Annotated in this window: 18 protein-coding genes; 7 read left to right on the forward strand and 11 right to left on the reverse strand. The window is 64.1% G+C overall.

The annotated features are described in order from the left end of the window. Positions 1 to 45 precede the first annotated feature (45 nt). From AC0J5K_RS18795 to AC0J5K_RS18830, 8 genes are all read right to left on the reverse strand, one after another. Positions 46 to 1923, reverse strand: coding sequence for a DUF2264 domain-containing protein (locus tag AC0J5K_RS18795; RefSeq protein ID WP_074837642.1), 1878 nt, complete (start codon positions 1921 to 1923; stop codon positions 46 to 48). Next, a complete protein-coding gene (locus AC0J5K_RS18800) occupies positions 1923 to 3593 on the reverse strand; it encodes a dipeptide ABC transporter ATP-binding protein (protein ID WP_274563693.1) in 1671 nt (556 codons plus the stop codon). Before AC0J5K_RS18800 ends, AC0J5K_RS18795 begins: the two co-directional genes overlap by 1 nt. A 10-nt stretch (positions 3594 to 3603) precedes the next feature. Continuing rightward, positions 3604 to 4794: an ABC transporter permease gene (locus tag AC0J5K_RS18805; RefSeq protein ID WP_274563694.1), complete on the reverse strand. Its 1191-nt coding sequence runs from the start codon at positions 4792 to 4794 to the stop codon at positions 3604 to 3606. Continuing rightward, complete coding sequence (locus AC0J5K_RS18810; RefSeq protein WP_274563696.1) at positions 4794 to 5792, reverse strand: ABC transporter permease; 999 nt, start codon at positions 5790 to 5792, stop codon at positions 4794 to 4796. The genes AC0J5K_RS18805 and AC0J5K_RS18810 overlap by 1 nt, the downstream gene beginning before the upstream one ends. 66 nt (positions 5793 to 5858) lie before the next feature. After that, positions 5859 to 7748 carry an ABC transporter substrate-binding protein gene (locus AC0J5K_RS18815; protein ID WP_274563698.1) on the reverse strand — a complete coding sequence of 630 codons (1890 nt, stop codon included), beginning with the start codon at positions 7746 to 7748 and terminating at the stop codon, positions 5859 to 5861. 35 nt (positions 7749 to 7783) lie between these two features. Continuing rightward, positions 7784 to 8569 (reverse strand): sugar phosphate isomerase/epimerase family protein, encoded by a 786-nt coding sequence (locus AC0J5K_RS18820; RefSeq protein WP_274563701.1) that lies wholly within the window; start codon positions 8567 to 8569, stop codon positions 7784 to 7786. Further along, entirely contained in the window at positions 8566 to 9588 is a 1023-nt protein-coding gene (locus AC0J5K_RS18825) for a hydroxyacid dehydrogenase (protein WP_083416092.1), read from the reverse strand. The genes AC0J5K_RS18820 and AC0J5K_RS18825 overlap by 4 nt, the downstream gene beginning before the upstream one ends. A 132-nt stretch (positions 9589 to 9720) precedes the next feature. Continuing rightward, on the reverse strand, positions 9721 to 10752 hold the full coding sequence (locus AC0J5K_RS18830) for a LacI family DNA-binding transcriptional regulator (RefSeq protein ID WP_274563704.1): 1032 nt from the start codon (positions 10750 to 10752) through the stop codon (positions 9721 to 9723). A 197-nt stretch (positions 10753 to 10949) separates the two neighbouring features. Here AC0J5K_RS18830 and AC0J5K_RS18835 point away from each other — a divergent pair, with 197 nt between their 5' ends. The 7 genes from AC0J5K_RS18835 to AC0J5K_RS18865 all read left to right on the forward strand — a co-directional run bounded on the left by AC0J5K_RS18835 (position 10950) and on the right by AC0J5K_RS18865 (position 19631). Continuing rightward, positions 10950 to 11930 carry a LacI family DNA-binding transcriptional regulator gene (locus tag AC0J5K_RS18835; protein ID WP_074837571.1) on the forward strand — a complete coding sequence of 327 codons (981 nt, stop codon included), beginning with the start codon at positions 10950 to 10952 and terminating at the stop codon, positions 11928 to 11930. Between the two features lie 111 nt (positions 11931 to 12041). Further along, positions 12042 to 13010, forward strand: coding sequence for a TAXI family TRAP transporter solute-binding subunit (locus tag AC0J5K_RS18840; protein WP_274563706.1), 969 nt, complete (start codon positions 12042 to 12044; stop codon positions 13008 to 13010). Between the two features lie 81 nt (positions 13011 to 13091). Next, positions 13092 to 14996: a TRAP transporter permease gene (locus AC0J5K_RS18845; RefSeq protein ID WP_274563708.1), complete on the forward strand. Its 1905-nt coding sequence runs from the start codon at positions 13092 to 13094 to the stop codon at positions 14994 to 14996. A 187-nt stretch (positions 14997 to 15183) separates the two neighbouring features. Continuing rightward, entirely contained in the window at positions 15184 to 16515 is a 1332-nt protein-coding gene (hisD, locus tag AC0J5K_RS18850; RefSeq protein WP_283643706.1) for a histidinol dehydrogenase, read from the forward strand. A gap of 94 nt (positions 16516 to 16609) precedes the next feature. Further along, entirely contained in the window at positions 16610 to 17374 is a 765-nt protein-coding gene (locus AC0J5K_RS18855) for an SDR family NAD(P)-dependent oxidoreductase (protein WP_074837568.1), read from the forward strand. A gap of 188 nt (positions 17375 to 17562) precedes the next feature. Continuing rightward, on the forward strand, positions 17563 to 19128 hold the full coding sequence (locus tag AC0J5K_RS18860) for a S8 family peptidase (protein WP_274564445.1): 1566 nt from the start codon (positions 17563 to 17565) through the stop codon (positions 19126 to 19128). Positions 19129 to 19142: 14 nt separating this feature from the next. After that, entirely contained in the window at positions 19143 to 19631 is a 489-nt protein-coding gene (locus AC0J5K_RS18865) for a S8 family serine peptidase (RefSeq protein ID WP_274564444.1), read from the forward strand. Positions 19632 to 19753: 122 nt separating this feature from the next. Here the strand turns inward: AC0J5K_RS18865 and AC0J5K_RS18870 are convergent, their stop codons facing one another. The 3 genes from AC0J5K_RS18870 to AC0J5K_RS18880 are packed head-to-tail and all read right to left on the reverse strand — an operon-like array spanning position 19754 to position 25087. Beyond that, the gene (locus AC0J5K_RS18870; RefSeq protein ID WP_274564442.1) at positions 19754 to 21805 is read right to left on the reverse strand and encodes an alpha-amylase family protein; all 2052 of its coding nucleotides are present in this window, start codon (positions 21803 to 21805) and stop codon (positions 19754 to 19756) included. Positions 21806 to 21833: 28 nt separating this feature from the next. Beyond that, positions 21834 to 23951 carry a beta-galactosidase gene (locus tag AC0J5K_RS18875; protein ID WP_274564441.1) on the reverse strand — a complete coding sequence of 706 codons (2118 nt, stop codon included), beginning with the start codon at positions 23949 to 23951 and terminating at the stop codon, positions 21834 to 21836. A gap of 11 nt (positions 23952 to 23962) precedes the next feature. Next, a complete protein-coding gene (locus tag AC0J5K_RS18880; RefSeq protein ID WP_274564439.1) occupies positions 23963 to 25087 on the reverse strand; it encodes an ABC transporter ATP-binding protein in 1125 nt (374 codons plus the stop codon). Between the last annotated feature and the right edge of the window lie 3 nt (positions 25088 to 25090).

The raw sequence follows: 25090 nt of genomic DNA on the forward strand, positions 1-25090 counted from the left end.
CGCATGTCGCTTTGGTTGCAGTTCCGTGACGCTGCCGCCGGTGCCTCAGCCGGCCGGCAGATCCCAGACCCGGATCACCTCGCCGCCCGCGCGCATCGCCGCCAGATCGTCGGCGCTTGGCATAGCCATCGGCGCCTCGGGCGGCGCCTGGCCTTCCAGCCGCCCGGCATAGACCCAGGCGCCGAAACATGCCTCTCCGGGAACGAGCGTCGCGGTCAGCTGCGGCACCCAGCTGCGTGGGACCAGCACATTGGTATTGGGTTCCGGCATCACCACGCGGGGCGCGCGGCGCGTAACACCGGGAAAGGGCGCCGCGACATCGATGATGCAGCTTGCGTCCTGCGCCGTCACCATCCGCGCCATCCGGTCTGTCAGCTCAGGCTGCAACGCCGGCCCCGGCGTCGGGTCATCGCGGCGAAGGGCAAAGCCGCCCTCGACGGTCTGCACATGTCGCGCGGAACTGATCCGGTGGATGCGCAGGTGCCAGGGCGGGCGCGCCAGCAGCCAGGTTTCCACCGCGACCTCGGGCATCGGCGACCAGGCGGAATAAAGCCAGTCCGGCCCGATCCGCGCCATGCTCTCGCGGCAGCGCACCATGGCCAGATCGCCCTCTTCGGAAAACGCCAGCATGTTGTCGAACGGCCCGTTTCGGAACGCGCGTCCCTCGGTTTCCACGCTGAACCCGTAGCGGGTGGAATAGGCGAATTTGTTGTATTTCTCGGCCGTGCGGCCAAAGGTCGGCGAGCGCTGGCCGCCGGCCAGCACGGTCACGTCGCCCCGGTCTTCGAATTTCACCATGCCCGGCTCCGGCAGGCTGACGACCTGCGGGCGCTCTTTCGGCGCGGCCTCTTCCGCGGCCCAGAACGGATGATCGGCGGCCAGCGCCAGCGGCGCAAAGGCCTTCATCGCCCAATAGGGCGAACCGGGAGAATTGTAGCGCTCGGACATGCTAAGCTGAGGGTAGCCGTAGCCGATGCTCAGCGTCCCGCGCGGGTCGCAGATCGGCTTGTCCGACCACCAGCGCAGATTGCGCGCCCAGAAACCGCGGATGTCCCCCCAGGGCAGCACCTCTTCCCCGGCCAGCGCCAGCGTGCCCCAGAACCCCGCATGGGCAAAGCGGTAGGTTAGCGAGCGCCCATAGGGCAGCGCCGCGCCATCGGCGGCATACCAATGGGCGATTTGCGGCGCGAAACGCCGCGCCCGTTCGCGGAACCTCTCGCGGCGGGCGCCGTCGCCCTCGGGGCCGTATTGGGCATAGATCAGCCCGTAGAAATGCATGGCAAAGGGGATGTAGTGATCGGCCTGCCGGCTCGATCCGTCGCGATACCAGCCATTGCCCATGTCCCATCCCTCCAGCCGGTCGAGATTGCCCTCGATGATCGTCAGGTCATGGTCGATCCCCACGCGGCGCAGCCCCAGCGACACCAGAACATGAAAGAAATTCCAGTTGTTGGGCGCAGGCGTCTGATGCAGCGAGTTCAGCAGCCAGTCGCGCAGGCAGTCGCGGCCGCGCGGGCTCAGCCCGTCCCAGAACACATCCGGCGCCAGCGCCAGAGCGTAGCCGATGGCGGCGCTTTCGACCATGCGCTGATCGCGGTCGGTGACCGGGCCCCAGTATTCGGGATGCGCCGGATCGGCGCCATTGTTCAGCCCGTCGACAAATTTCTCGATGCCGTAGAACCGCCCGCCGCCCGCCAGAAGCGGCGCCAGCCCCCAGAAGGGCCGCACCAGCCCCTCGAGATCGGCCGCCGCGGCATGAAAATGCGCCCCGGTCGCGCCGAGGGTGACCCGCGCACAGCCGGGCGAAAAGGCCTCGAGCAGCGGCGCGGTGAGATCGACCACCGCCTGTTGCGCGTCGGCGCGGGTGGCAAAGGAATTGCCGGCCATCGGGTTGCCCATGGCCTGGTTCGTGAGGTCTTTCATCATGCCACCAGATGTCGTTTGCGCGGGTCCGGGATCGGCACCGCCGAAATGAGACGTTGGGTATAGGGCGCCTGCGGGGCATCGCAGATCTGCACGGCCGGGCCGGTCTCGACCACGCGGCCCTTGTGCATCACCGCCACACGGTCGCAGAAATAGCGCACCACGCCGATGTCATGGGCGATGAACAGGATCGCCAGGTCGAGCTCGTCGCGCAGGTCGAGCAGCAGATCGAGGATCTGCGCCCGGATCGAGCCGTCGAGCGCCGAGGTCGCCTCGTCGGCGATGATCACCCGCGGATCGAGCGCGATGGCCCGGGCGATGCCGATGCGCTGGCGCTGGCCGCCCGAGAAGGCATGCGGATAGCGCTCCATCGCAGAGGCCGGCAGGCCGACACGTTCCAGCAGTTCCCCCACACGCTTGCGCAACGCCGCGCCCTTGAGCAGCCCGCCCACCAGCAGCGGTTCGCCGATGATCTGTTCGACCGTCATGCGGGGGTTGAGCGAGCCGTATGGATCCTGAAAGATCATCCGCATCTCGCGGTACACCTGCCCGTCGCGAAAGCTCGCCCTGTCGGTCAGATCCCTGGTGCCGCCGTCGCGCAGGTGATAGACCGCCCGGCCCTGTTGCGGCTGAAACCGCCCCATGAGCACCCGCGCCAGCGTGGTCTTGCCGGAACCGCTCTCACCGACGATGCCGAGGATCTCGCCGCGCCGCAGCGCGATCGACACGTCCTCCAGCGCCTGCACCCCGCCGGAAAGCTTGCGTAGCAGCTTCTTCTTGCTTGGAAAGGCCAGTGACAGGCCCTGCGTCTCGATCAGCACCTCGTCCGAGGCCGGGGTGCCGCGCCCGTGGGGGGCCTCGTCGAGCCCCATCGAGGCTTTCAGCAGCTTCCTGGTGTAGGCACGTGCCGGGGCGTGAAACACCTGATCCACCGGCCCGGTCTCGACCACCGCACCATGCAGCATGACGACCACATGATCGGCGATCTCGGCCACCACGCCCATGTCATGGGTGATGAACATCACCGCCATGTCGCGACTATCCTGCAAACCTTTCAGAAGCTTGAGAATCTCCGCCTGGGTTGTCACATCCAGCGCGGTGGTCGGCTCGTCGGCAATCAGGATATCCGGCTCGCAGCCCAGCGCCATGGCGATCATCGCCCGCTGCCGCATGCCGCCGGAATATTCAAAGGGATATTTGTCGATCGCCGCTTCGGGGTCGGCGATCTGCACCGCCCGCAGGGCATCGATCGCCTTGGCCCGCGCCTCGGCCGGGGTCACGTCCTGATGCAGCAGGATCGCTTCGATGATCTGCTGGCCGATGGTGTGCACCGGGCTGAGCGAGGACATCGGCTCTTGAAAGATCATCGCGATGCGGGCGCCGCGCACCGCCCGGATCTCGGCGCCGTCGGGGTCGAGGCCCGAAAGCTCCACCCGCTGCCCCGCCGCCACATCGACAAGGTTGATCGCGCCGGATTTGATCACCGCCGGTTCGACAATGTTCAGCACCGCCCGCGCCGTCACCGATTTGCCGGAGCCGGATTCACCGACGAAACAGGTGGTCTCGCCGAGTTTCAGATCGAAACTGACGTCCGAAATCGCCACCGTCTCGCCCTTGCGGTGCGGAAAGGCCACCGAAAGGCCGCGGACTTCGAGAACGGTATCCTTCATGTCTGTCTCCTCACTTGGCATAGGGGTCGGCGGCGTCGCGCAGCCCGTCACCGATGAAATTCATCGCCAACACGGCGATCACGATGGCCGCACCGGGCAGAAGCAGCCAGGGCGCGGTGGCCAGCGTGCGGATATTCTGCGCCTCTTGCAGCAACACACCCCAGGAAATCACCGGCGCTTGCAGCCCGAGGCCCAGGAAGGAGAGCGCGGTTTCCGCCAGGATCATCGCCGGCACCGCCAGCGAAGCGGCCGTGATGATGTGGCTGGTGAAGGCGGGCACCATGTGGCGGAGGATCACCCGCAGATGCGAACAGCCGTCATAGCGCGCGGCGGCGACGTAATCCTCGCCATTGAGCGCCAGAAAGCGGCCGCGCACCACCCGCGCCAGCTCGGTCCAGCCGAGGAAGGACAGGATCAGGGTGATGGCGAAATAGGTCTGCAAAGGCGACCAGTCCGACGGCATCGCCGCCGCCAGCCCCATCCAGAGCGGAATGGTGGGCAGCGAGCGCAGGAACTCGATGGCGCGTTGCGTGACGGCGTCGAACCAGCCGCCGAAATAGCCCGCCGCGCCGCCGATGACGACCCCCAGCACCAGGCTCATGATCACGCCCACCAGCCCGACCGAGAGCGAGATCTGCGTGCCATAGACCAACCGCGAGAACATGTCGCGGCCCAGCCGGTCGGCCCCGAAGAGATAGAAGGGATCGCGGTTGCGCTCTGGCCCCAGCAGGTGGATGTCGGTCGGGATCAGACCGAACAGCTTGTACTCCCAGCTGCGCTTGAAGAAGCTGAGATAGATCTTCTTGTCCTCGTCGATGACAAAGGTGCGGCGCAGGGCTTCCGGCTCGATCTCGACCGAATAGCCGTAGACATAGGGCCGGATCGCCCAGCCGTCGTCTGCGCGATCGATGAAATGCAGCGCCTGCGGCGGCGCATAGGTGTATCGCGCCTTGACGTCGCCGGGATCGTTCGGGGCGACAAAACCAGCGAACAGGGCAACAAAGACAAAGAGCGCCAACACCCAGAGGCTGATCACCGCCAGCCGGTGCTTGGCGAAACGGCGGCGGATCAGCTGCCACTGGCTTTCGGTGCCGTGGCTGGTGTCGATCCGGGGATCGACCTCGCCTATCGGGGCTTCGGGCGTGTCACTGACCGCGCCGATGCGGGTGTCTGGGGAATTTGCGGGGGTTGTGAGGGTCATCAATTGGCTCCCACCATGCCAAGCCGGATGCGCGGATCGATCCAGGCCAGCAGAAGATCGGAAATCAGGGTGCCCACAAGCGTCAGCAGCCCCATGAACATGATCAGCGCGCCGGCAAGGTACATGTCCTGGCTCAAGAGCGCGCGCAGCAGGATCGGCGAGAGCGTCGGCAGGTTCAGCACGATGGCGGTCACGAAGGACGACGAGATCACCGTCGGCAGCACCCAACCGATGGTCGAGACCAGCGGATTCATGGCCACGCGCACCGGATAGCGCCAGATCAGCCGCCGCCGGGTCAGCCCCTTGGCGCGGGCGGTCAGCACATAGGGTTTGTTCAGCTCGTCGAGCAGGTTGGCGCGCAGCACCCGCACCAGCTGCGCCGCGCCGGCGGTGGAAATTACCAGGATCGGCGCCCAGACGTGGCTGGCGAAATCAAGGAAACGGTCAAGCGACCAGCGGGCGTTCATGTATTCTGGCGAAAACAGCCCGGTGATGGTCACGCCGAACCAGTTGTAACAGATGTACATCAAGACCAACGCAAACAGGAAGTTGGGGATGGCGAGGCCGAGAAAGCCAAGCACGGTGGCGACGTAATCGCCAAGAGAATACTGGTTGACCGCGGAATAGATGCCGATCGGGATCGACACCGCCCACATGACCACCACGGCGGTCAGTTCGACGGCCAGCGAAATGCCGATGCGCTGCGAGAAGATCTCGGACACCGGGGTCTGCATCTCGAAGCTGTAGCCGAAATCGCCGTGCAGCATTTCCGAGAACCAGGCCCAGTATTGCACCAGCACCGGCGAATCCAGCTTGTAGCGGTCGCGCAGCGCGGTGATCGTATCCTGATCGACGCTTTCGCCGGCGGCCGAAAGGCTGGCGATGTAGGATGTCACGAAATCGCCCGGCGGCAGTTGGATAACCACGAAGACGACAACCGACAAGGCCAGAAGCGTCAGGATCATCGTCACCAGCCTGCGGGCCAGATAGGTCAACATGCGCGTCTCCTCCCCTGGATATACGCAATGGTTCGGGCGCGGACGGTTGCCCGCGCCCGGATGTGCTTACTTCTTGTAAAAGAGCTGCGCGGTTTCCATCGGACCGGGCTGCGGATACATCCAGGTATAGACCTGACCCTCCGGCACGTTACCAAGCTGCGCGTTGGCCACCACGTAGCCATCAGCCGGAAGCACGGTGCCCATCACATAGAACTGCTCTGCCGCGATTTGCAGGATCTCGTCGAACAGCTCTTTCTGCTTCGCCTTGTCCGCCGTGGCGATCAGCTCGATATAGAGGTCCATCTGCGTCTGGACCGCGGCCGGGGGAGCTTCGGCCAGCTTGCTGCCATCGTTCATGAAATACTGCGCCCATTTCTCGGCGAAGGCGGATTCAAGATTGAAGGGAAAGTAATAGCGCGGGTCGAGCAGCGCGTCGTTCAGCCCGCCATCGCCCCACCAGACATGCATGTCGTGGGTGTTGTTCTGGATCCGCTCGTAGACAAGGCTGCGCTCGGCGTTGCGGGCGTCCAGATCGATGCCGATTTCCTTCCAATGCTCGACAATCAGCTGGGCGATGTCGTTGAACTCGATCTGATCCGACGGCGAGAAAAGCTGAATGCGGATCGGTTCGCCGTCAAATCCCAGCCGGGTGCCGTCGCCGTCGCGCTCGGTCAGGCCCAGCCCGTCCAGCAATGCGTTGGCAGCGTCGGGATCGTAGTCGGTGAACTGCTTGGCCAGCGTCTCGTTGTAGAATTGCGAGCTGGGGCGCGGCGCGGCCTGATAGGGCTCGCCCTGGCCGGCAAAGACCACATCGATGATCTCTTCGCGGTCCATCGCCATCGAGAGCGCGGCGCGAAAGTCCTTTTCGTTGTAGAGCTTGCGCTTTTCCGGGTCGTCATGGGTCAGGTTGAGCTGAAAGATTGCGTGGTTCATCCGCGCGTCGGTTGTGGCCTTCAGCGAATAGCCGCCGCCGTCCTGACCGTCATAGATCACCGGCTTGTTGGTCACGGTGGCGAAGTGACGATTGGAGAAATCGATCTCGCCATTGACCACCTTGAGCACGATGTCCTCGACGTTCTCGGTCTGGACCATCTGCACCTTGTCGATATAGGGCAGCTGCTGGCCCTCGGTGTCGACCTTGAAGAAATAGGGATTGCGCTCCCATTCGATCAATTGGTTCAGCCCGTCATAAGGCGTGACCTGCCGCCAGGCAAAGAGCAGCGGGCGGTCTTCGTCGACAAAGTTGAAGAAACAGCTCTGCTCGATGGCCTGGGACCAGCTGTCGAAGCCCGCCGCCTTGGCGGTCTCATTGGCATCGGGGCTGACATCGGGGAAATACTTGCCGCAATAATGCTTGGCCGCGTTGACGATGAACTGCCCCTCGACCGAGGCCAGGCGCTCCAGAAACAGCCCGTTGGGATCACTCAAGGTCAGCTTGAAGGTCAGCGGATCGATGACCTCGCCGCGCATCTTGCTCCACTCGAAACCGTTGGCCTTGCGCCCGCCATAAGCCGGGCTCGACATCACATCGACGGCGAATTTCAGGTCTTCGGCGGTGAAGGGTTCGCCATCCGACCACTTGTGACCCTCGCGCAGGTAGAAGGTAAATTCGGTCGCATCGTCGTTGACCTCGAAGCGTTCGGCCACATTGGGCACGACCTCGGTCCATTCGTAGTCATAGGCCACCAGCGGCTGATACCCCACGGTGCGACGGATCCAGCCGGTGTCATAGGTGCCCTTGAGTGCCGAACGCCAGGTGCCGCCATAGCTGCCGACCTCCTCCATCGGTGTCACCACCATCGGTTTCGCCGGCAGGCGATCCTGAACCGGCGCCAGGGTTCCGGCCTCGACCGCCGCCTTCAGCTCCGGCGCCTGGCTGTAGTCCTGGCCAAAGGCCGGACCGGCCAGCGCGACCAGCGCGGCCAGCGATATTCCCGTGAAACTCGTATTCAGCATGTAACTCTCCTCCCATGGATTGCTGTAATGTCGTCTCAGCCCCCGCCGGGGCTGCAAAGCGCATGCAGGTGCCGGATGTCATCCCGGTACTGCTCCGCCGTGTCCTCGCGCACGAATTCGAGAAAGCCGGTGCGGGGGTGCGGCCAATGCGGCGCCGGCGTCCAGGCGGCAAAAAGCGCGTGCCAGTCGGCGAGGCCCTCGGCCAGCGGCCGGCGCTCCTGGCCGGTTTCGGTCATGATCCAGTGAAAGACGTGCAGATCCCCCAGCCAGGGCTGCAACATCCGCAGCTCCTCGAGCCAGCATGTCCGGCCCCGCCCCGGCACCGGCTGCCAATAGCTGAACAGGTTGTCGTCATCCGCCGCCCGCATCAGGGCGCGCGCATCCTCGGCCTCTTCGGTCAGCGAGTTGCGGTGGTATTCGACGCTGACGGTGATGCCCCGGGCTTCGGCGGCGCGCGCCATCTGGCCAAGGTCTCTCGCCGCGTCGGCAAAGGCCGCCTCCCCGGCCTCGTCCCGCCGTGCGGTTCCGGCCCAGACCCGGATATTGCCGGCGCCCAGGATTTCGGCCGTGGCCAGCACCGCATCGAAATCCTTGCAACACCCCGGTGTTCCGGCCCGCACATAAGAGCCGTAAGAGGCCGGCAGCACGCCGCGTTCCGCGCAGATCGCCCGCACCCGCGCGGCCAGATCGGCATTGCCCGGCGGCACATGTGTGTCGCCACCCCATTCGACTGCCGCGACGCCGGTGCGCGCCGCCAGATCAATCACCGCCTCGGGCGTCAGCGCCCGAAAGGTGACGGAGCAGAGACCGGGGCGGATCATGCCACCCGCTCCCAGTCGGCGATGACCACCTCATTCTGCATCGGCTCGTCGCGGGTAAACCGGCCGATATCGTCCAGCACCAGTTCGGTCATCGCGCAGACCTCACAGCCGAAGGAGCCGGCGATATGCGGGGTGATCGTCACATTCGGCATATCCCATAGCGGCGAGGTGTCGGGCAGCGGCTCCGGGTCAGTCACGTCGAGTACCGCAAAAAGCCGGCCGCCCGACATCGCCGCCTCGAGCGCAGCGCTGTCGATGATCCGCCCGCGCGCGGTATTGATCAGAAGCGCGCCGTCGCGCATCCGGGCAAATTCAGCCTCGCCAAAGCTGCGTTCGGTTGTCGGCAACAACGGCTGGTGCAGGCTGACCACGTCGCTGCGCCGCAACAGCACGGCCATTTCGACCTTCTTCGCGCCGAAAGAGGCGGCGGTTTCGGCGCTGACAAAAGGATCGTGCAGCAATACCGAGACGCCGTGCCGGCGCAGGTCCTCGGCCACCCGCCGCCCGATGCGCGAGGCGCCGATGATGCCGACGGTGCGGCCGGCATTGCCCAGCGGGCCGCCGAACCGGGTGTTGCGGGTGTCGATCCGAGACCGTTTCTCGCGGTAGAGGCTGCGCCAGTCCGCCACCCGCTTCAGATGCAGCAGGATATGCGCCAGGGTGAATTCCGCCACCGGCTTGGCATTGGCCTCGGCCGCGCTGACGACGCGCAGCCCCGAGCTGGCCACGCCCTGGGTCAGCACGCCTTTCACGGTGCCGGCGAGATGCGCGATCAGCTTGAGCCGTGGCATCCGCTGGCGCAGCTCGGCGTCCACCGGGTGCGATTTCCAGCCGGTCACCAGGATATCGACCTGGGGTAACAGCGCCGCCATCTCGGGGCGGCGCAGATCCGGCACCGGATCCGCCTGCAACAACTCGGTCAGCCGGCCCAGCCGTGTGCGCGCCTCGGTGCAGCACGGGGCGGGAAAGTGGATGTCGAACTCGGCCGGCGACAGCTGAATTAGAGATGTGAAGCGCATTCGGCTCTCCTTGCGGTTCCTGCCATTGCAAGGATATTTGCACGACTTGCATTATTGCGCAAGTTTTGCGGTCCATCTGCAAGAAATTTGCACAAAACTCGCCGAGCATTGCAACTCTTTGATTTTGTGTCTCTAATTTGCCTCGATTACGGATTCACCGCGGTGCAGCACGACCTGTGTCTGAATTTGCTGGGTCGGTCGAAGCGGCTCCAGGCTCCGCAATGCGAGTATGCGAATCGATTCCGCACCAAGAAATTCCCAGTCCACCGCAAGCGTGCTGAGCAGCGGCGAGGACAGTTCCGCCACCGGCAAACCGTTGAACCCCAGCAGCGAAACCTGCCGCGGCACCTCGATTCCGCGCATCCGCAATTCCTGCATTGCCGTCAGCGCGACATTGTCAGCCGCACAGAAGACCGCCGAATAGGCAAAATCGCCGCGCTCCAGCAGATCGTTCAGGGTGACCCTGGCATCATGTTCCGTCACATTGGGCAATTCGATGTTGTCGCATTTCAGCCCCGTCACATCCGCGCCGTCGATGCCGGCGCGAAAGCCGTCGGTCCGGGCGCTGAGGGTCCAGCGCCGCCGGGTGCCAAGGTGCAGAATGCGGCGATGGCCCATCGAAACCAGATATTGCGCCGCCAGTTGCCCGCCAAAATAATTGTTCGGCGCAACCTGGTCATGGCGCATCGTCGGATCGAGCCCGTTGACGATAACCGTGGGATGCCCCTTGTTTTTCAGGCGTTCACTTACATTGTGACAGGGATCGACACCGGCAAAGAGCACGCCGGTTTCCGGGCCTCCGAGGATCTTTTCCGGGATCTCGCCATCGTCGCCCAGCAGCGCCAGTTCGATCGGCAGACCGGCTTTCTTCGCGGCTTTCTGAATCCCGGTAATCACGAAATGATAGATCGAGCCGGAGCCGGTGTTGATATCGACCTGATTGAGAAACAGCAGCGCCCGCTGCATCTTGTGGGCCGCAACGGCACTGCCGGGGCCGCCCGTCGGGCCGGTGACAGGCGTGCCAAGATCGGCGGCGGCGCGCATGACCTTTTCCGCCGTCGCCGGGCTGATCCCAGGTGCGCCCGACAACACCCGTGACACGGTGGAAACCGAAACACCCACCGCGCGGGCGATGTCTTCCTGTCTGACCCTGGACTGCCGCACAACCGCTCTCCTGACTGAACTCACGGCGACCCGGTCGCCCTGCCCCGTTTTCTGCCGAAACTTCGGGTGATGCAAGTTTTTTGCAAGCGGTGCAAGTGCGGCCTGCTACGGTCCTAGATGTGCTCGCCGGATGAAGACTTTCCGCCCTGGTGATGAAAATGTTTCGCTCGTCCGAAAGATGCGGTTACAAGCGCCGCATGAAAAAAGTCACCGCCAAGGATGTCGCCGCCCTCGCCGGGGTTTCCGTCTCTGCCGTGTCGCGGGCCTATCGCGCCGATGGCGCGATTGCCGATGACAAGCGCAAGGCGATCTTTGCCGCCGCCGGCAAGCTTGGCTACATCAGCAGCGTCGACAAGGTTCTGGCCACCCAGGCCACCAACACCATCGCCATGGTGGTGAGCGAGATGCACAATCCGTTTTATCCCGTTGCCATCGACGAACTGACCCGGCAGTTGCCCGAACGCGGGCTCAAGGCGATCATGCATGTGGTGCCCTCGGCCGAAGACGTCGACACGGTGATCCGGCAGGTTCTGGATTTCCGCACCGAAGGCGTGATCCTGGCCAGTTCGACCATGACCTCGCGCCTGGCCCGCGCCTGCCGCGAGAACGGCATTCCGGCGGTGCTGCTCAACCGCGTGCAATCCGACAGCAGCATGATGGCGGTCTGTTGCGACAATTACGGCGGCGCCAAGCAGGTTGCCGCGCGTTTTCTGGCCGGCGGGCGCCAGCGCATTGCCTTTATCGGCGGGCGGCGCGACACCTCTACCCATCTCGAACGGATGCGTGGATTTCGCGACCATCTGGAAGAGGCCGGCCGCGAGATCGCCCGTCAATTCGACGGCGGATACGATTATCAACAGGCCTATGCCGCCGCGCAGGACCTTCTGGCGCTGCGCCCCTTGCCTGACGCGGTGTTCTGCGCCAATGACATCATGGCCATCGCGGTGCTGGATGCCGCCCGGATCAAGGGCGTCGCGGTGCCCCAGGAACTGGCGGTGATCGGCTTTGACGACATCCCGATGGCGTCGTGGGAATCCTATCGGCTGACCACCATCCGCCAGCCAGTGAAGCGGATGCTGGGACAGGCGGTCGATATCATCCTGAGCGCCGATGTCGCCAGTGGCGCCGGCGATATCCGAATCCTGCAAGGCGAGCTGCAAAGCCGTGAAAGCGGGTAGTGAAAATTTTTCATTGCACGCGGCAAGAGTTGCGAAGCCGCTGCGATCTGTGCCTTTTCCTCCCGATACGCCCGATTGTTGGGCAGATCATGAATTCTTGGGAGGATTGCAATGAATTTGCATACTTTTGTCACCGGCGCTGCCATGGCGCTTTCCGCTCTGGCCGTTGCGGCTCCGGGGCAGGCCGAAACCCGGCTGGCCTTTGGCGCCACCAACTCGCAAAGCGCGCATTACGCCTATTTTGCCTCGTTGGCGAAGATCGTGAACACCGCCTACCCCGAGACCTATCAGGCCTCGGTGGTGGAAACCGGCGCCACGGTCGACAACCTGAAACGGATGGCGCGCGATCAGCTCGATATCGGCCTGATCACCACCTCGACGCTCTATCACGCCTATAACGGCGTCAAATCCTTTGACGGCCGGCCGATCGAATCGAAACTGCTTTGGGCCTATTCGCTGGCCCCGCAGAACGTCGTGGTGCGCCGCGATTCCGGCATCACCGAGCTGGCCGCGCTTGCCGGCCAGAAATTCGGCCCCGGCATGCGTGGGTCCTCGACCGAGGCGACGGCGCTCGAGGTCTTCGATCTGCTCGAGATCACCCCCGACTGGGTGCGCGGCACCAACGGCGAGCAGGCCAATGCCATCAAGGACGACCGCTCGGAAGGGTTTGTCAAAAGCGCCGTCGGCACCTCCTTCGACGCGCTGACCACCGACATTGCCGCCTTCACCCCGCTTCAGGTGCTGGGTGTGTCCGACGACCAGGAGGCGAAGATCCGCGAAACCCTGCCCGAGCTTTCGATTGTCGAGATGCCGGGCGGCGAAATGGAGAATTCCGGGCCCTACACTGCCTGGGGCTTCATGATCGGCGTTTCGGCCCGCCCCGGCCTCGACGACCAGACCGCCTATGATCTGACCAAGGCGGTGATGGAGAACATGCCGGAACAGGCCGCCGCCTTTCCGACGGTCAAAGGGCTGAACCTGCCGGAGCTCACACTGCAATATGCAACCAGCCCGCTGCATCCCGGCGCGATCCGCTACTACGAGGAAATCGGCCTGACCGTGCCGGACCACCTCAAGTAAGCAAGACCCCAGAGATCGGGGCGGCTCTGGCCTTGGTGCCGGGCCGCCCCTTTTTTCGATCTTCAGCGTGAAAGTGCCGGCATGACCCGACCCCTGTTCCTGACCAACATCCGCCAGACCGCCACCGCCGTTCTTGCCGTGCTGCTGGGCGTCTTTGTGTTCTACACCTCGTTCAACGGGCCGTTTGAATCGCTGGTGCAGCGCGCGCTCTTTGTGATGACCATCGCGGCGCTCGCGGTGCTGATGCACCCGCTGTTCGACGGCAGCCGCTGGCGGCCGCTGGGCATTCTGATCGACGTCGGAATCGTCGCCATGATCACCGTCTCGGGCGTCTATATCATCGGCAATTACCAGACCATCATGACCGATCTGCCCTGGGCCACGAAATGGGACATGGTGATGGGTTTCGGCACCCTGCTCTGTGTGCTCGAACTGGCGCGGCGCACCTCGAACTGGGTGTTTCCGCTGATCGTTCTGGCCGCTGTGGGCTATGCCTTTTTCGGCTACCTGATCCCCGGGCAATTCGGCCACCGCGGTTTTGACGCCGGCTATCTGACCGAAATCATCTTTCTTTCCGACCGCGGCCTCTGGGGAATGCTGGTCAATGTCGCCTCGACCACGCTGGCCGCCTTCGTACTCTTTGGTGCAATCCTGCTGCACACCGGCGCGGGCGAGACCTTTTTCGACCTCTCGGCGCGGCTTGGCGGCGCGCGCCCCGGCGGCGCGGCCAAGATCGCGACCTTTGCCTCGGGCTTCTTCGGCGCGATCAACGGCTCGACCGTGGCCAATGTCGCCACCACCGGCAATTTCACCATCCCGCTGATGAAACGGCTGAAATACCCGCCCGCCTATGCCGGCGCGGTCGAGGCCATCGCCTCGACCGGCGGCCAATTGGCGCCGCCGATCATGGGAACCGCCGCCTTTGTCATGGCCGAGCTGGTGGGCGTGAACTACTGGTCGATCGCGCTCGCGGGCGTGGTGCCGGCCCTGCTCTTCTACCTCGGCATCTATGCCACGGTGCATGTGATCGCCCGGCGCCAGAGCTTTCGTCCGGTGCGCCCCGAAGACCTGCCCGACTGGCGCGGCGCGATGAGCTTTGCGCGGCTGGCACCGATTGCCGCTGCCCTCGCCGGACTGGGCTTTGGCGTGATCAATGGCAATTCGGTCGAACTCACCGCCTGCTACGGCATGATCGCCATGCTGGTGGCGGTGCTGGTGGCGCGGATCGCCAATGGCGAAGACCCGCGGGCGGTGTTCGGCATCATCCTGCGCGCGCTCGAGGCCGGCGGCAAGGGCGTCGTTATCGTCGGCATCCTGCTGGTGGGCGCGCAGGTCTTTGTGGCGATGATCAACCTTACCGGTTTCGGCGTCGCCGTGACCTCGGCGGTGCTGGCCATCGGTCAGGGCCAGATCTGGCTCATTGCCGGGCTGATGGCGGTGGTCTGCCTGATCGCCGGCATGGGGCTGCCGACTTCGGCCGCCTATGTCATGGTCGCGGCGGTCTTTGCTCCGGCGCTGATCCAGCAGGGCATCGATCCACTGGTGGTGCATATGTTCGTGCTCTATTACGCCGCGCTGTCGGTGATCACCCCGCCGGTCTGTCTCGGCGTCTTTGTCGCCGCCACCATTGCCCAGGCGCCCTGGATGAAGGTCGCGGGCGAAACCCTGCGGCTGGGGGCCACCGCCTATGTGCTGCCGATGCTGTTTCTGGCCTATCCCGGCATGCTCGGCGGTGGCGGGGCCGAGGCCATCGCTCGAGCGGTACTGTCGGGCGCGGTCTTTGCGCTTGGCATGGCCCATCTTCTGGGGGGCGCACGGCTACCCTGGGGCTCTGTCTCGCGGGTGCTTTGGGCGCTGCCGGTGGGGCTGGCGCTGATGCCGCCCTGGGGCGCGACCCTGGCGGCGGCGGCGCTGCTGGCGGCGCTGGTCATGCTTTCGCGCCGCAGTCTCGCCACCGCGCAGGCCGCCGACGCCCAGCCGGCCTGACATCGGGGGGCGAGACACCCGGATGCTTCCCCGCAGCCGGCCCTCGTCAGGGTCGGCTGTGGGGTCGGTTCGTTCGGGCCGCGCCCGGAGTTGAAATTTTTTCATTTGGATCAGAAATTATTGCATGGCGTGCTGGCTGCGCTAGCAAGCCTGCAAAGTCAGCAAGCAATCGGACAGGAGACCGGTCATGACCATCGAATATCTCAAACGCGGCAAGCCGGAGGCCGACCGGGCGGAGGATGATGCCCGGACCCGTGCCGTGGTCGAGGCGACGCTGAAAGACATCGAGACGCGCGGCGATGCCGCCGTGCGCGCGCTGTCTGAGAAGTTCGACGGCTACAGCCCGGCCGCCTTCCGTCTCAGCCAGGACGAGATCGATGCGCTGATCGGCCAGCTCTCGGACCAGGAACTGGCCGATATCCGCTTTGCCCAGGACCAGGTGCGCAACTTTGCCCAGGCCCAGCGCGACACCATGCTCGACCTCGAGGTCGAGACCCTGCCCGGCGTCATCCTCGGCCACCGCAACATCCCGGTGCAATCGGTCGGCTGCTACATCCCCGGCGGCAAGTTCCCGATGGTGGCCTCGGCGCATATGTCCGTCGCCACCGCCGCCGTCGCCGGCGTGCCGCGGATCATCGCCTGCACCCCGCCGTTCGAGGGCAAGCCCAACCCCGGGGTGATCGCCGCCATGCACCTGGGCGGCGCGCATGAGATCTATGTCATGGGCGGCATCCAGGCGGTCGGCGCCATGGCGCTCGGCACCGAGACCATCGACCCGGTGCATATGCTGGTCGGCCCCGGCAATGCCTTTGTCGCCGAGGCCAAGCGCCAGCTGTTCGGCCGCGTCGGCATCGACCTCTTTGCCGGCCCGACCGAAACCATGGTCATCGCCGACGAGACCGCCGCCGATGCCGAGCTTTGCGCCACCGACCTGCTGGGCCAGGCCGAACACGGCTATAATTCGCCGGCGGTGCTGGTCACCAATTCGCGCCGGCTGGCCGCGGACACCCTGGCCGAGATCGACCGCATTCTTGCCATCCTGCCGACCGCGGGCACCGCGCGGGTGAGCTGGGAGGAATATGGCGAGGTCATTGTCTGCGACAGCTATGAAGAAATGCTTAAGGTCGCCGACGGGATCGCCAGCGAGCATGTCCAGGTGATGACCGACCGCGACGACTGGTTCCTCGCCAACATGACCTGCTACGGCGCGCTGTTTCTCGGGCCGCGCACCAATGTCGCCAACGGCGACAAGGTGATCGGCACCAACCACACGCTGCCGACCAAGCAGGCGGGCCGCTACACCGGCGGGCTCTGGGTTGGCAAGTTCCTGAAAACCCACAGCTATCAGAAGGTCACCACCGACGAGGCGGCGACGATGATCGGAGAATACGGCTCGCGGCTCTGCATGCTCGAGGGCTTTGTCGGCCATGCCGAGCAATGCAACATCCGGGTCCGCCGCTATGGTGGCGTCAACGTGCCCTACGGCGCGGCCGCGTCGGCCCGCGACGCGGCAGAGTGAGCCGGCCGGCCGGGCGCGGGGCACATCCCCTCGCGCCCGGCCGGGAATTGGTGAACAATGGATATCAGCTTGACCCGTGAGCAGGAGACCCCCCATGCAGCTTCCCCAGACCCCGACCTTCCAGCTTGACGGCAAGCGCGCGCTGATCACCGGCGCCACCTCCGGGATCGGCCTTGGCGCCGCCACCGCGCTGGCCCGGGCCGGGGCGCATGTGACCTGCGTTGCCCGCCGCCAGGGGCCGCTGGACGCGCTTGGCGCGGCGATGGCGGGTGAAAACCTGGCCTTTGCCCCGCTGGCGCTGGACATCACCGATATCGAAGCCACCCGCGCCGCCCTCGCTGCCGCTCAGGCATTCGACATCGTGGTCAATTCTGCCGGCATGGCGCGCCACGGCCCGGCGCTGGATACCGATCCCGCGGATTTCGATGCGGTGATGTCGGTCAACCTGCGCGCCGCCTATTTCCTCTCGACCGCCGCAGCCGGCCGGATGATCGAAACCGGCCTGCGCGGGTCGATCATCCATGTCAGCAGCCAGATGGGCCATGTCGGGGGCGTCGACCGCGGTGTCTATTGCGCATCGAAACACGCGCTCGAGGGGATGGTGAAATCCATGGCGATCGAATGGGGGCCCAAGGGCGTGCGCATCAACACGCTTTGCCCGACTTTCATCCGCACCCCGCTTGGCGAACAGACCCTGGCAGATCCGGCGCGCCGGGCCTGGATAGAAGACAAGATCAAGCTCGGCCGCGTCGGCGAAATCGAGGATGTCATGGGCGCGGTGGTCTATCTCGCCTCCGAAGCGTCGGCCCTGGTCACAGGCACAGCGCTGATGGTCGATGGCGGCTGGACTGCCGATTGACCATTTGACCGGGCCAGAGCGCGCAGCCGGGACAGCGGTCGCACTCGCGCGCAAAAGGCGCCTGTGGGGGCGGCCGACGACGGGCAGGTTTTGCGCGAATAACCGCATAGGTTGTGCTATACTGCGACCATAACACAGAATTCATTTTTGAACCGCCTGAGCCGCCCCCGCCAAAGTCGGAGAAAGTCATGTCTCACAAATCATCTGTCCGCGACCGTCTTGCCCATCTCGAAGAACTCCGGGGCATCCTGCCCACCCGCGCCCAGCCATCGGAAACGCTCTCGGGCATGGCCGAGGGGCTGCGCGCCAATGACATCGGTCGCGCCGCCAGCGCCGCCCGCACGCAACTCGATTCGCTCGATCTCGATACCGGCCGCAAGGCGGTCGCGCCGGAGCTCTATGAAGACCCGGCCATGCGCGAGCAGATGGCGGGCTTTGCCGGCGCCGGGATGAACTTTTTCCACAGCGATGCCGATTTCTGGAACCTGCCCCTGGCGGAACGCGAGAACCAGGGCGGCAACGGTCTGGTCAATCGCGTCTTCGTGCACAGCCAGCGCCTGCTGCTGGAAACCTCGCGCATTGCCCTGCGCTTCGAGGCAGATGTGCCCGAGGCCGACCGCGCGGCGATTTTTGCCCGCCACAATATCACCCGTCTGAGCAGCGCCGGCCTGCCTCCCGACACCTACCGCGCCGATACCGGCGACGCCCGCGCACTCGATACCTGCCTGATGCTGATGGAGGAGGCCGAGGTCACCTTTGCCGAGCCCGATTTCATCGAACATATCGGCCAGCGGCTCACTCCGAACGACCCGGATCTGACCCGGCAATGGCATCACGCCAATATCCTGTCGCGCAACGCCTGGGATCGGACCCAGGGCGAAGGCATCAGGGTCGCGGTGATCGACAACGGCTTTGACACCACACATCCTGATCTGATTTTCGGCGCAGGGTCGGGGCATTACCGCCCGACCTTCGATTTCGTCGATGCGGATTTCATCCCCGGAACGGCCAATATTCCAGATGGCAACCATGGTACCGCCTGCGCCGGGATGATTGCCGCGATTGCCGACAACAATCTGGGTGGCTGCGGCGTGGCGCCTGGCGCCGATCTGCGGATGATCGCCTGCATGAACGATCAGGTCGGCACCCAGCTTACCCTGGCCCGGGCCATTGCCTATGCCGCCGATCCCTCCAAGGAAGGCGTTCAGGAAGAGGGCGCCGACATCATCGCCTGTTCGCTCGGCCCCAATGGCGCGGTCTGGACGATGAGCGCGGTGCTGAGCGACGCGCTGGATTTTGCCGCCGCCAGCGGCCGCAGCGACAAGGGGTGCGCGATCTTCTGGGCCTGCACCAACGGCAACCATCCCATCGGCTCGGATCAGGTCTGCTCCCATGCCGAGGTGATGGCGGTCGGCCGCGCCACCGCCAATGACACCGACAATGGCTCGGGTTTCGGCCCCAAGCTGGACTTCCTCGCCCCCGGCGTGAAGGTCTGGATCCCGGCCAGCGGCGGTACGTATCATGAAACCACCGGCACCAGCTTTGCCGCGCCCTGTGCCGCCGGTATCGGGGCCCTGGCGCTATCGCAGAAGCCCGACATGACCGCGCATGAATTGCGCCAGGTGCTGCGCGACACATGCGACAAAGTCGGCCCGCTGCCCTATATTGGAGGGCACAACATCCGCTACGGCCATGGCCGCGCGAATGCCGAGGCCGCGGTGGCCGAGGCGCGGCGGCGTGGCACCGGACTCTGAGCAAAGCCTGTCACATGGACAAATCGTCGGCCCTTCAACGTCTGACCGGAATCAAGAAGGTCGAACGCCTGCGCGCCCTGCCCCCCGGCTCTGACGCCGCCCCTTCGGCCCCCGACATCGCGCAGCGCGAGCTGGGCACGGCCTCGCAGGAAGCGCAGGCCGATCTGCAAACGCTCCAGGCCGCCGGCTGGACCTTCGGGCCGCCGGAAAGCGCCCCGGACGACCGCGCTTTCGAGGTGGTGATGGACACCGACGGGCATCTCAAGCTGGCCGGCCGTGCCCTGACCGTCAAGATCAACCCCGATCTCTCCCCAGAGCGGGTTGCGGAGCTTCTGGCCGAGCTTGGCTTCAAGGTCCGGCGCGAGCTGGGGTTTGCCCCCAACACCTTTCTGATCGAGGCCGAAGGCCAATCCGGGCTCGAGGCCGCCAAGAGCCTCAACGAGCGCCCGGAGGTACTTTACGCCGAGCCCAACCTCGTCGAGGCGATGCAGACCCGGCGCTGAGCCCCTGCCGCAGGCACTACAACGAGGACAGCCCCCGCAGCGCAATCGGATACAACGTTCCGATTGCTCTACATTATCCCGATGGTGTCACCAGCCCGTCATCGGGACCGATAGACCCCGGTTTATGGGCGTTCGCCGTCCACGCAATGAAAGATCAGGGTTTCGAAACGATCCAACCTCGGGACAGTCACGCTGGCGCCGGATTCCATAGGGTTTAGCGGCAGGTCCAGCCCTGCTTTCAACGCGGAGACCCGCGCCACCGGCCTGCCTGCTTTCAGTTTTAACATTATGTCGTGCATCGGCACCGGGGCATGAAAGGCATGACCGTTCTGGCCCGATTGATTGACCAGCGTGACAACCATCCAGCGCCCGTCTTTTCGAGCCTGGACGTGAACCTCGACCAATGCCGGGGCATCCGTGCTCAGGCAGATCGGTGGGGCGAATGTGGCCAGAACGCGATTCATCAGGATGGCATGCGCATGATTGCCATGGGTTTGGTAATGGCTGCCGACAGCCCAGGGGATCGTGACGCAGCAGCCCGCGCCGTGGCGGTTGACGATTAGACCCGGATCATCGGCTTCCACCTCATGATAGCATTTCTCAGGCGGCCCGTGCATATGCGGTGGCAGGTGGCTCAATATCGCCTCGGCGCCCGCTTTCAATTCACAGTCCATGTATTCGCCATAGAGAAAGACCACATCGAGTGCGTCCTGCCAATCCAGCCGCGCCTTGTCTTGATCGCGCAAGGAGAAGTAGGCGCTGTTGGCGCGGGGTCGGATGTCGCGCACCGCGTTAATTCCGCTGGCGACAAGGCCACAGCCCCCCGTGGCCCGGCCATTTTGGTCAAGCGTCGCGGTCTGGCCCGTGGTGATCAGCACGCCACCGGATGCGACATAGGCATCCAGCGCCGCCGCGATGTCCGGTCGCAGGCAACGCGCCTCGCCAACGATCACCGTCTTGTAGCGCGACAGGATTTCCAAGGTCGGGGCGATTTCCAGCGCGTCCTCTGGCCAGACGTCATATAGGATGTGATTTTCCGACAAGATGCGCAAAATTCCGTAGTATTCGTCTTTGGCGCCGTAGATGAAATTTGCCTCGGGCTTGATCAGGCAGACCTCGGCCAGAGGTTCTACATCCTGATACCAATGGGCATTCTGCGCGTGATAGTGGAACAGGTCGCGCACCCCGTCGTAGCTGACCCGGTCCTTCTGATTGCCCAGCGTGCCGATTACAAAGAAATCGAGCGGAGCGGCGCAGGCGATATTCTGAACAAGCCGCAACCTGGACAATTCCGGCGCGACACCGGAATAGCGAAACCGGCGCGACACGAAATGCACCGCAGCATTGGCCACTGCCTTGTCAGGGTAGGCGGGCATGACACTTTTCACATTATCGGCGGATTCGTATTCCCATTCGAGGTTGCGCTCAAAGGTCGTCGCGGCTTCCTTGCGCCAGATATCGACCCCGCGGCTGGTGTAGGTACAGATCGCGATATTCGGGTCCAGCGCTTTGACGTGCCGGTTGATCTGGTCATATTGCTCGTTCGTGCGCTCCAGCGAAAACCGTTCCAGCGCCAGAAACGCCGGGTTGGCCGTGTCGGCCGTCGGGGGCAAGTCCATGCCCGTGCGCGCATGAAAACTTGTCTGGCAGGCGTCGCATTGGCAGATGCCCAGATAGTTGCGGTCGTAATCGTCGCGTTGATACCCCGTCATGTTGAAGAACACGGCATCAAGGCGATAGCGTGCGATCGTCTCTGACAGGATTTTCAGGCAATATTCCTGCTGATAGCCACCGCTGACGCAGGTCTGTACCTGACCGTTGTAGTTGTTGTGTTTTCCCGCCTCGCTGACATAAAGCCATTCCGGCCGCCGCGCGGCCAGGCTTTCGTGCACCTTGGAAAAGTCGAACCGCGCCATGAATCGGATGCCGGCCTCGTGACACCGATCGATCACTTCGCCCAGAATGTCGCCCCGCCCGATAGGCAGATGCGGGTTGGGGTAATGATACTCCAGTTCCGTCGGGTAATTGGCGACAATGCCGCCGACGTTGAACAGAACGACATTGGCAGAGAAATCCACCAGTTCGGCGACAAAGCCCGCCGGATCCAGGTCGATGTCGATTTCGCGCAGGTTGGTCTGAACCAGCCGGATCGGTTCTGTCAGCCACCATGACATGGCGTGTTCCTTTCTCGGATCAGTGCGGTCATTTCGCGGGGGGCAGTTCGACGACCAACGCGTCCTGCGCGGGCACACGGTATAGCCCTTGGGAAAACTGGCTGTCTGCGCCGCCCCAGGCTTGTTCCGGCTGTGCGCCGCCAACATCGGCAATCAGGCTGGACACGCGCCCCTCTTGCGCCACGCGTTCGGGATTGACGAGCCAGAGCCAAAAGCGGTCGCCGTCGGCGTGCAGCCGCGCCTGAACGCGGGGATTGCTGTTGCTCACCGCGGGTTCATGCCCGGCCCAGGTCAGCAGGTTGCCAAAGAACGTCCGCAGGCCGTCATTGGGATGGTAGTGATAGCTTGCCGACAGGTGCGAGCCGATCAACATCGTGCGCCCCGCGCCAAAGCGGTTTTCGACAATCGCGGTTTGACCGGTATCGAAATTGGCCAGCGCCGTGCCGCTGGTGGCACGATACGCCTGCCGGAAACCCGCGCAGGTCAGTTCGTCCCCCCGATGGAAAATACTGTTGCGGTCGGCGATGTCGGGCATGAATTCGACGTCCTCCTCTTCAACCCCGAAAAGCGTATCGAGGCCGAGGTTCGGCTGCTTCGTGCCAGCGCGTCCGCCCGGTCCGAAGTATCCCGGACAGGCTTCGCAAATCAGCACTCCGCCAGCCCGGACCCAATTGGTGATCTTCTCGACCTGATCCGGCAAGAGCATGATCGGATAGGGGAAATAGAGGATGTTCCGCCCTTCGATATCGTCGATATGAACCCAGTCGGCTTGGATGTTGTTGTCAAAGAACCCGCGATAGGCCCCCCACATCGCCGCCGAATAGGTGTCGAACTTGCCGTTGTAGTTAAGCAGGAATGCAAATCCCTGAGCTTCCGGTGCCATGATAATGCCGATGTCACCGGTGACCGGCGCGGCCTTCATCAGATCGGCCTGCTTTTGCGCATTGGCCCAGCGTGCGATGCTGGCGGCCATGTCGGATCTGGGCGTGCGGTGGCCGGCCATGTCGTAAGACCCAAAAGCGCCGAACAGCGGACCGTCCAGAAGCGGCCGGAACCGCAGGTTCATCATGCCCCGCGCGCCCCCGGCAAAGGACGACAGTGACCACAGGCGGATATCCTCGGGCGTGGCGACGCGCCCGTCATCCTTGTCGCGGCCCAGAACCTGCGGCTGCATCCACAACGGCCCGCCCTGCCGCTCGGCGTGCCAAAAGGTTTTGCCCCGCGCGGCCCCCCGCACCAGATCGGCGGCAAAGAAGTTTTTCCACGGCTCCGTGCCCTTGCGCGCGCTGACCCATGTATAGCCGTAGGTTTCCACCTTGGACGCGGCGCGCCAATCGTCCGAACCGCGTTGGGCCAGCTGCGTGACAGAACCCGCGGTGCCATGCGCGACGATCATCGCATCGGGGTCCACCGCCCGGATCGCATCGATGCGGAATTGCATTTGCTCGTAGTGATTGTCCTGCTTGAAACGCAGCCAGTCGAGGCATTCGCAATAAGGCATGAACTGCGTCGGCGGCTCGATGTCATCCCATTCCGCATAGCTGTAGCGGTGCCACGCCCGGGCCAGATCATCGAGCGTGCCGTATTTCCGCTTCAGCCAGTCGCGGAACGCGGCAACCGTATAGGGGCCGTAATCGGTGTAGGGCGAATAATTGCATTCGTTCCACACGTCATAACCCAGCAGCGCGGGGTGGCCCTTGTACCTCCGGGCCATGGTGGTGAGGAAGTTATGCGCCGCCCCGCGAACCTCTGGCGCGTTCAGCGTCAGGGTGCCGGTGCCGCCGCCGGAATGGCTGAACCCGCCGGTAGCGGACGAAGGGCTCTGGATCGAAGGATGCTCCCGCCCGTCATAGAGCACCTGCCGTGCATCCGCGAATTTTCGCACTGCCCAATCCGGCGTGGTCTGGGACAGTTCGGCAATGATGGTGACGATCCCGTGCTTGGCGGCAAGATCGAGCTGGCGATCATAATCGTCCCAGTCGAACTTGCCCGGCGCACGCTCGATCGCGCTCCACATGAACCAGTGGCGAAAGACGTTCAGCCCGTCTTCTGCGGCTGTCTTGTAATCCCTTTCCCAATCCTGTTGCGGTGGGTTGGACTTGCGAAAATAGACGGCACCAAAAGGCACCTGAGGTAACTTTGCCATTTTTCAGCACCTTATGCCGCTATCTGCCGCGCGGCCACGATCCGATCACCGGATGAAAGCGAAAAGAACTTGGTCTTTTCCAGATCGAAGGCGGCGGTCACAATGTCCCCGCTGGACCATTGGCCGGCATCGCGCATCTTGCACTGGACCGTCCGCTCTCCGAAGGACAGGGTCACCAGATCCTCGGCCCCCGTCGGTTCGATCACCTCGATCCGCAGCGGCAGCGCGAACTCGCCCCGGCGCTTCGGGTCTGAGGCGGTCACCAGCCGCACATCCTCGGGCCGGATGCCCAGCATCACGCCGTCGCCGGGGACGGCGTCGGCCAGTGCGCCCATGGTATCGACGGTTTCAGACAATGGGCCCTGGGTTTGCAGCGTCACCCCCTGCGCGGAAGAGATGACATCGCAGGGAATGAAGTTGATCTCGGGCGAGCCGATGAACGAGGCGACAAACATGTTGGCGGGTTCATCGTAGATCACGCGCGGCACGTCCAACTGCTGGATCTCGCCGTCCTTCATCACCGCGATCCGGGTGGCCAGGGTCATCGCCTCGATCTGATCATGCGTGACATAGATCATCGTCTTGCCAAGCCGTTCATGCAGCTTCTTGATCTCGGTCCGCATCTCGACACGCAGTTTTGCATCAAGGTTCGAGAGCGGCTCATCCAGCAGGAACACCTTGGGGTCGCGCACCAGCGCGCGGCCCATGGCGACGCGCTGGCGTTGGCCGCCCGACAGTTGCGACGGCTTGCGGTCCAGCAGATGCGTGATCTGAAGAAGCGCCGCCACATCCTCGACCGCGCGGGTGCGCTCTGCCTTTGGCACGCGGCGCATTTCCAGCCCGAAGCTGATGTTCTGCCGCACTGTCATTGTCGGATAAAGCGCATAGGTCTGGAACACCATCGCAATGTCACGGTCCCTGGGGTGGCTGCGGGTCACGTCGTCCCCGTCAATCAGCAGGTTGCCCTTTGACACGTCGCTCAGCCCGGCAATCATCGACAGAAGCGTGGATTTGCCACAGCCCGAGGGGCCGACAAGCACCAGCAGTTCGCCATCCTGAACATGAATGTCGAGGCTCTTCAGAACCTTCAGCGCGCCAAAGGATTTTTCGACGGATTTGATGTCAATGGTGGCCATTCT

The organism is Marinovum sp. E3, assembly GCF_055755275.1.